Source organism: Actinomadura sp. SCN-SB (assembly GCF_043906805.1).
In the GTDB taxonomy this organism is placed as follows: domain Bacteria; phylum Actinomycetota; class Actinomycetes; order Streptosporangiales; family Streptosporangiaceae; genus Spirillospora.
On record NZ_JBIMPP010000004.1, the window covers coordinates 207,544 to 214,956 of the forward strand.

General features: G+C 72.4%; 5 protein-coding genes. All 5 read left to right on the forward strand.

Going from position 1 to position 7,413, the window contains the following annotated elements; all coding sequences use genetic code 11:
- Window positions 1-102 precede the first annotated feature (102 nt).
- Window positions 103-3,096 carry an ATP-binding protein gene (locus ACGWYJ_RS04560; protein ID WP_395104285.1) on the forward strand — a complete coding sequence of 998 codons (2,994 nt, stop codon included), beginning with the start codon at window positions 103-105 and terminating at the stop codon, window positions 3,094-3,096.
- A gap of 120 nt (window positions 3,097-3,216) precedes the next feature.
- The gene (locus tag ACGWYJ_RS04565) at window positions 3,217-3,828 is read left to right on the forward strand and encodes a DUF1707 domain-containing protein (RefSeq protein WP_395104286.1); all 612 of its coding nucleotides are present in this window, start codon (window positions 3,217-3,219) and stop codon (window positions 3,826-3,828) included.
- Window positions 3,829-3,981: 153 nt separating this feature from the next.
- Complete coding sequence (locus ACGWYJ_RS04570) at window positions 3,982-5,028, forward strand: LacI family DNA-binding transcriptional regulator (protein WP_395104287.1); 1,047 nt, start codon at window positions 3,982-3,984, stop codon at window positions 5,026-5,028.
- A gap of 41 nt (window positions 5,029-5,069) precedes the next feature.
- Window positions 5,070-6,365, forward strand: a complete 1,296-nt coding sequence (locus tag ACGWYJ_RS04575; protein ID WP_395104288.1) for an ABC transporter substrate-binding protein — start codon at window positions 5,070-5,072, stop codon at window positions 6,363-6,365.
- A 22-nt stretch (window positions 6,366-6,387) separates the two neighbouring features.
- Window positions 6,388-7,410: a carbohydrate ABC transporter permease gene (locus ACGWYJ_RS04580; protein ID WP_395104289.1), complete on the forward strand. Its 1,023-nt coding sequence runs from the start codon at window positions 6,388-6,390 to the stop codon at window positions 7,408-7,410.
- Window positions 7,411-7,413 lie beyond the last annotated feature (3 nt).

Here is a 7,413-nt window from a genome sequence, read left to right on the forward strand (position 1 = left end):
GACACCGGACTTGTCAGCGGTTCCGCCCAGAATCGGGCTTCCCATCGGCGACCTTGCTCACTAGCCTGACTGATCACGTCCCGCCGCGGAGGTCGTACAGGCATGGCCGGTCAGCTACCCGACACGCTGCGGCGACGGATGCGCGCCCTGCCCGTGTGCCGCCTCCTGGAGGCGCCGCGCCCGCACGGCGAGGACGCCGAGCCGGACGGCCGCGACGAGTGGCGCGACCAGCGGATGGCCGCGCTGGTGTCGGCGTACCACGCCGGTCACGGCCCGGACGGGGAGAGCGGCGCGGTGCTGGTGGCATGGCGGCGTACCCAGGCGTCCGGTCCGACGGAGGTGTTCGTCGGCGGGGACTCGCTCATCGCCGACTCGTCCGAGGGCGCCGCGACGCTGAGCCTGCCCGCGGGAGGGCGGGGCGCACTCCTGCCGGCGGGGCTGCTGGCGGACGCGCTGGGCACGTTCCCGCATTGGGTACGGATCGGCGGCATCTCCGACGGCCTGCTGGCCGACCCCGTCCCGGACGGGAGGAGGGACGGGACGAGGGAGCCGGCGCGGCCATCGCTGGAGGACGGCCTGCTGTCGGTGTGGATGCAGCCGTTCGCGTGGCTGCTGCTCGCCGAGCCTGTGGAGACCGGCGAGGCCGACCGGCTCGCGGAGGAGCTGGCGGACCGGCAGCAGTACTTCAAGTCGATGGCGGAGATGTCACCCGAACACGCGGTGGCGTCGATCCGCGATGAGCATCGGCATCGCGAGCTGCGTCAGGCCACCACGTCCGGGCTGTGGAGGGTGCGGCTTCTGGCCGGTGCCACGACGGAACGGGCGGCGGCGCGCGTGGCGGGGCTGGTGTGCGCGTCGGCCGATCTGGAGGGGCTGCCGTACGCGCTCGTCCCCGAGACCCAGGCGAGCCTCGGGGGCGAACGTGAAGAGCCCGGCGCGGCGCGGCCGTCGTTCCCGTTCGAGGCGAGCACGCAGATGCTCGCCGCGCTCGCCCGGCCCCCGCTGCGGGAGGTGGCGGGCGTCCGGTTCACGCTGCGCCCCGAGTTCGACGTGACACCCGAACCGTCCGCCTCGGGCGCGGACGGGATCGCGCTGGGACGCGTCCTGGACCGCAACCGCCGCGAGGTCGGCGACCTCACGCTGCCGCTGTCGAGCCTGAACCGGCACACCTTCGTGTGCGGCGCGACGGGCGCCGGCAAGTCGCAGACCGTCCGGGCGCTGCTGAGCGCGGCGTCGGGTGCGGGGCTGCCATGGCTGGTGGTGGAGCCCGCCAAGGCCGAGTACCGGCTGATGGCCGCGCGCCTCCCGGACGCCGAGGTGGTGGCGATCCGTCCCGGTGACCCCGGAGAGATCGCGGCCGGGATCAACCCCCTGGAGCCCGCGACCGGACCGGACGGGCGGCCGTTCCCGTTGCAGACGCACGCCGATCTGGTGCGCGCCCTGTTCCTGGCGGCGTTCGAGGCCGACGAGCCGTTCCCTCAAGTGCTGAGCGCGGCGCTGACCCGGTGCTACGAACGGCTCGGCTGGGACCTGGCGCTGGGCGAGCCCGCCGTCCCGGGCGCGACGCCCCGCTACCCGACGCTGGGCGACCTGCAAGCCGCGGCGGAGACCGTGGTGGACGAGATCGGGTACGGGCAGGAGATCACCGACAATGTCCGCGGGTTCGTCCGGGTGCGGCTGTCCAGCCTCCGCCTCGGCACCACCGGCCGGTTCTTCGAGGGCGGGCACCCGGTCGACTTCGGCGAGCTGCTGAGCCGCAACGTCGTCCTGGAGATCGAGGACGTGGGGGACGACCGCGACAAGGCGTTCCTCATGGGCACGGTGCTGGTGCGCCTGGTGGAACACCTCCGGCTGCGCCACCGCCACCGGACGGGCGGCGGGCTGCGGCACCTCAGCGTGTTCGAGGAGGCGCACCGGCTGCTGCGGCGCACCGAGGAGGCGGGTCCCGCGTCGCACGCGGTGGAGACGTTCGCGGGGCTGCTGGCCGAGATCCGCGCCTACGGCGAGGGCCTGGTCGTGGCCGAGCAGATCCCGGCGAAGCTCGTCCCGGACGTCATCAAGAACACCGCCGTCAAGATCGTCCATCGGCTGCCGGCCAGGGACGACCGGGACGCGGTCGGCGCCACGATGAACATCACCGAGGCCCAGTCGCAGTTCCTGGTCACCCTCACTCCGGGCGAGGGCGCGGTCTTCACCGACGGCATGGACTTCCCGCACCTCGTCCGGATGCCGGACGGCACGCGGCTGGAGGCGGCCTCGTCCGCGGCCGTCGCCTCCCCCGCCTCGGTGGTGTCGCCGCGCAGCCCCACCTGCGGGAACGACTGCAAGGCGTCGCCGTGCACGCTGCGCGACATGCGCGCCGCCCACCACACGCTGACGCTGCGTCCCGAACTGGTCCTGTGGGCGGAGCTGGCCGCCGCCGCGCACCTGACGGGCTGGGGAACGCCCGTTCCGGACGAGACCGTGCTGGAGGCGGTGCGGGCGCTGCCGCCACGGCTGCGCGACTGCGCGCTCTCGCACGCCGTGGACGCCGCCGTCGCCGCCCGGTCCAGCGTGATCCCGCCGACCGGCGGTCACCGGGCGCTGGCCGACCACCTGGCCGCCGTCCTGCGCGCCCCGCTGGACGGGGTGACCGGGTGCGTCAACGACGAGGTGGAGTTCCTCGCCGCCCCCTTCCGGTGGTGCCTGGTGCTGGAAGAACTACGGGCGGCACAGGAGATGGCGCCCGTCCAGGGACGCCATCCGCGCAGCGACGAATGGGCCGCCCTCTACGGGCGCGACGTACCCGGCCGTACCGTCACCGAGCAGTTGGAGCACGTCTCCGCCTGGTGGACCCGGGACCAACGCGACCGGGACGCCCGCGATGCCGCGCTGTGGGGAACGGCCGTCCCCTCCGCGATCGAGACCGCCGTGGGCGCGCGCCGCGACGACGAAGACTGGGCCACGCGCCTGCACGAGTCCGTCGCGGCGCTGAGCAACCTCAAGGGCCTCCTGGACTCCTACATCCCGAGCGACGCTTCGGCGCCTGCACGGACCGCTTCGGCATCCGCTGGACGGTCGACATCTCCACCGCCTGAGTACGGTACGGGGGGATGATCCCGGGGCTCGGCCGGCGGCACAGGCCGTACTCGGCGCGGCGGCGGACGAGCATGGCCGCCACCATCTCCAGATAGTGGCCCACCCCCCTTCCGCGCGGATCTCCGTATGATCGGTCGCATGACGAGCGACCTCCCCGATCCCTCGCGGCGGAGCGACATGCGCGTGTCCCATGCGGAACGGGACGCCGTCGTGGAACGGCTGCGCGAGGCGGCCGGCGAGGGACGGCTCGACCTCGACGAGCTGGAGTCCAGGGTCGGCCTCGCGCTGACCGCCAAGACCTATGGCGATCTGGAGGCCCTGACCGCCGACCTGCCGCCGCCGCCCCCGCCGCGATCGGAGCCGCCGCTGGTCCTCAAGGGCGGGCTGAACGGGGCGTCCCGCACCGGGCGGTGGCGCGTCCCCGAGCACATCACCGCGGACGGCGGCCTGGGCGGCGTCAAGATCGACTTCACGCGCGCGGACTGTCCGCTGTCCGAGGTCCGGGTGGAGGCGCACGGGCAGGCGGCGGGCGTCACCATCGTCGTCCCGGACGGCTGGATGGTGGAGACCGGCGGGTTCGACCCCGCCATCGGCGGCCTCAAGGACAAGACCGACCACGACCCGCTCCCCGGCACCCCCTTGATCCGGCTCACGGGCAACGGCGGCTCGGCGGGCGTGGTCGTGCGCCATCCCAACCGCTGGGAACGCCGCAAGCTCGAACGCAATCCCCCGAACACGTCCCTCGGCTGACGCCGCCCGCACGCCGCCGCGGGTCACGAAGGAGCATCGGCGTGTTATGGGACCTTGACACGGTGTGTTCGTGATGCCAGTTTGATCGTTCAAATGGGGAATTTGAACGATCAAACTCCGTCCGCCGGCCGACCCGGCGCGACGATATCCGAGGTGGCGGCGCGGGCGGGCGTCTCCCGGCAGACGGTGTCGAACGTGCTGAACGCGCCGGGACGGGTGGCGCCGGAGACGGCGGAGCGGGTACGGAGCGCGATCGCCGCGCTGGGCTACCGGCCGAACCGGGCCGCGCGGAACCTGCGGGAACGCGCCAGCCGGTGCATCGGATTCAAGATCGCCCATCCGGCCGGGCTGAACACCCTGCTCGATCGGTTCCTGCACGCGCTGGCGGACGCGGCCGGTTCGGCGGGCTACCACGTGCTGCTGTTCACCAGCCCCGAGTCCGACGCGACCGCCGGAGCCACCGCGGCCTCGGCCACCGCGACCATGGCCACCGCGTCCATCTCCGACGCCGAGCTGGCCTGTTACGAGGACCTGGTCGGCACCGGCACGGTCGACGCCTTCGTGGTCGCCGACGTCGTCGTGAACGACCCGCGTCCCGCGTGGTGCGCGCGCATGGGCGTCCCCTGCGTCTGCTTCGGGCGTCCCTGGGGCCAGGAGCACAAGCTGTACTCCTGGGTGGACGTGGACGGCGGCGACGGGCTGGCCCAGTCGGTGGACCACCTGGTCGCACGCGGCCACCGGCGCATCGCCTACCTCGGCTGGCCGGAGGGCAGCCGGGTCGGCGACGACCGCAGGGCCGGTTGGGACAGGGCCATGCGCCGCCACGGCCTCGACCCGTCCGGCCTGGCGGGAGGCTGCGAGGAGGACACGGCCGCGGTCCTGGCGGTGGCCCGCGAACTGCTGGCGCTGCCCGACCCGCCCACCGCGTTCGCCTGCGGCAGCGACACCTTCGCGGTGGCGGCGCGGCTCGCGGGCGGCCTGGACCCACGGGGCGTCCCGAAGGTGGACGTGGTCGGGTACGACGACTCCCCCGCGCTGGCGCTGATGGCGCCGCCGATGCCGAGCGTGCGGCAGCCCGTGGACGAGGTGGCGCGCCGCGTCGTGGACCTGCTGCTGGAGCGGATTCGCACGCCCGGTCTCCCACCCGAGGGGGTGATGCTGCGCCCAGAACTGATCACTCGGGGGGAGGCCGGGCGGTGACCCGGCGATGACAACGGCAGCTCCGAGAGAAAGGAAAGATCGTGGCACCCCTGACGACGACGATGCGTCACGCGATCGCGATTGGCAGCATGGCGGCGCTCGTGGCCGCCTCCGCCGTGGCGTGCGGTGGTGACGAGGGCTCCAGTGGTACGTCCGACGAGCTGACGGGGCGGGGGCCCATCACCCTCGCCCAGGGCAAGGACACCTCCGGCAACCTCCAGAAGCAGATCGACGACTGGAACGCCCAGCATCCCAACGAGAAGGTGCGGCTCATCGAGCTGCCCGAGGACGCCGACGGGCAGCGCCAGCAGATGGTGCAGAACGCCCAGGCCAAGTCCGACGCCTACACGGTGCTGGCCCTGGACGTGGTGTGGACGGCGGAGTTCGCCGCCAACCGCTGGATCACCCGGCTCCCGGAGAACCAGTTCAACCTCGGTTCGCTTCTGCCGCCCACGGTGAAGACCGCCCAGTACCGGAACCGGCTCTACGCCGTCCCGTTCAAGACCAACGCGGGCCTGCTGTTCTACCGCACCGACCTGCTGAAGCAGGCGGGCCTCGACGAGCCGCCGAAGACCTGGTCGGAGATGACCTCCGCCTGCGACAAGGTCAAGGACGAGGGCGTGGCCTGCTACGGCGGCCAGTTCGAGAAGTACGAGGGCCTGACCGTCAACTTCTCCGAGGCCGTCCACAGCGCGGGCGGCGTGGTGGTCAACGACCAGGGCGCGCCCAACGTCAACACCCCGCAGGCCAAGCAGGGCCTGGACTTCCTCGCCGAGGGCTTCAAGTCCGGCCGCATCCCGAAGTCGGCCATCACGTTCAAGGAGGAGGAGGCGCGCCGCGAGTTCGAGAAGGGCGGGCTGTTCTTCCTGCGGCAGTGGCCGTACCAGTGGGCGCTGTCGAACACGAAGGGCGACTCGAAGGTCGTGGGCAAGTTCGACGTGGCGCCGCTGCCCGGCGCGAACGGCCCCGGCGCGCCCACGCTGGGCGGCTACAACCTGGCGATCTCCTCGTTCGGCAAGAACAAGGCGACCGCGCTCGACTTCATCAAGTTCCTCACCGACGAGCAGCGGCAGCGGCAGAACCTGCTGGCGACCTCGGAGGCGCCGACGCTGGCCTCGCTGTACGACGACGCCGAGCTGCAGAAGAAGTACCCGTACCTGCCGGTCCTGAAGCAGTCGCTCCTCAACGCCAGGCCCCGGCCGGTCGTGGTCCGGTACGGCGACGTGACCAAGGCGATCCAGGAGAACGCCTACGCCGCGCTCAGCGGGACCAAGACCACCGATCAGGCCCTCGCCGACATGCAGGCCAAGCTCACCGAGCTGACCAAGCAGCAGTAGCGGCGCTTCGAGGAGGGGTCTGATGGCCACCACTATCGCCACCGCCCCCGAGCAGCCCGGATCCGCGCCCCCGTCCCCCGCTCGCCGCGGGGGCGCGCCCGAGCGCTCGGGACGGCTGGCCGCGCTGCTGCTCTCACCGACCTTCGCGGTGCTCGCGCTGGTCGTCGGGTATCCCATCCTGGCGGCGCTGCGCGAGTCGCTGTACCGCCGGGGCCAGGGCCTGGACGAGGAGGGATTCGTCGTCCAGGGCGACCGGTTCAGCGGCCTGGACAACTATCTCGACATCTTCACCGGGTCCGGGGCGCCGGTGTTCTGGGGCGCGCTCTGGAACACCACGTTCTTCACCGTGACCACGGTCGCCATCGAGACCGTGATCGGGATGTGCATGGCCCTGATCATGCACCGGGCGTTCCGGGGCCGGGCGCTGGTCCGCGCCAGCGTGCTGGTGCCCTGGGCGATCCCGACGGCGGTGTCGGCGCTGATGTGGCGCTGGACGTTCCAGGCCGACGGCGTGGCCAACGCGCTGATCGGCCGGGAGGTGCTGTGGACCACCGAGGGTCTCCAGGCCAAGTTCGCCGTGATCATCGCCGACACCTGGAAGACGGCGCCGTTCGTCGGGCTGCTGGTGCTGGCCGGGCTGCAACTGATCCCGCAGGACGTGCACGAGGCGGCCCGGGTGGACGGCTGCGGCGCCTGGCAGCGGTTCTGGCGGATCACGCTGCCGCTGGTCAAGCCGGTGCTGCTGGTCGCGGTGCTGTTCCGGCTGCTGGACGCGCTGCGCATGTTCGACCTGCCGTTCGTGCTGATCGGCGCGGACAAGGAGTCGGTGCGGACGCTGTCGATGGTCGCCTTCGACGAGGCGTCCAACCTGCGGTACGGGTCGGCGGCCGCGTACTCGACGGTGCTGTTCCTGTACGTGGCGGCGATCGCGTTCGCGTTCGTCAAGCTGCTGGGCGCCGACATCCTCGGCGACATGCGCGAGGCGAAACCCAAACGCGGACTCCGCGCGCGGCGCGCGGGTAAGCGGAAGGGGGTGACCTCATGACCG

What these genes read in the sequence shown, in the direction of transcription:
- ACGWYJ_RS04560 (WP_395104285.1), top strand. Translation starts at nt 103, where the DNA reads ATGGCCGGTCAGCTACCCGACACGCTGCGGCGACGGATGCGCGCCCTG.
- ACGWYJ_RS04565 (WP_395104286.1), top strand. Translation starts at nt 3,217, where the DNA reads ATGACGAGCGACCTCCCCGATCCCTCGCGGCGGAGCGACATGCGCGTG.
- ACGWYJ_RS04580 (WP_395104289.1), top strand. Translation starts at nt 6,388, where the DNA reads ATGGCCACCACTATCGCCACCGCCCCCGAGCAGCCCGGATCCGCGCCC.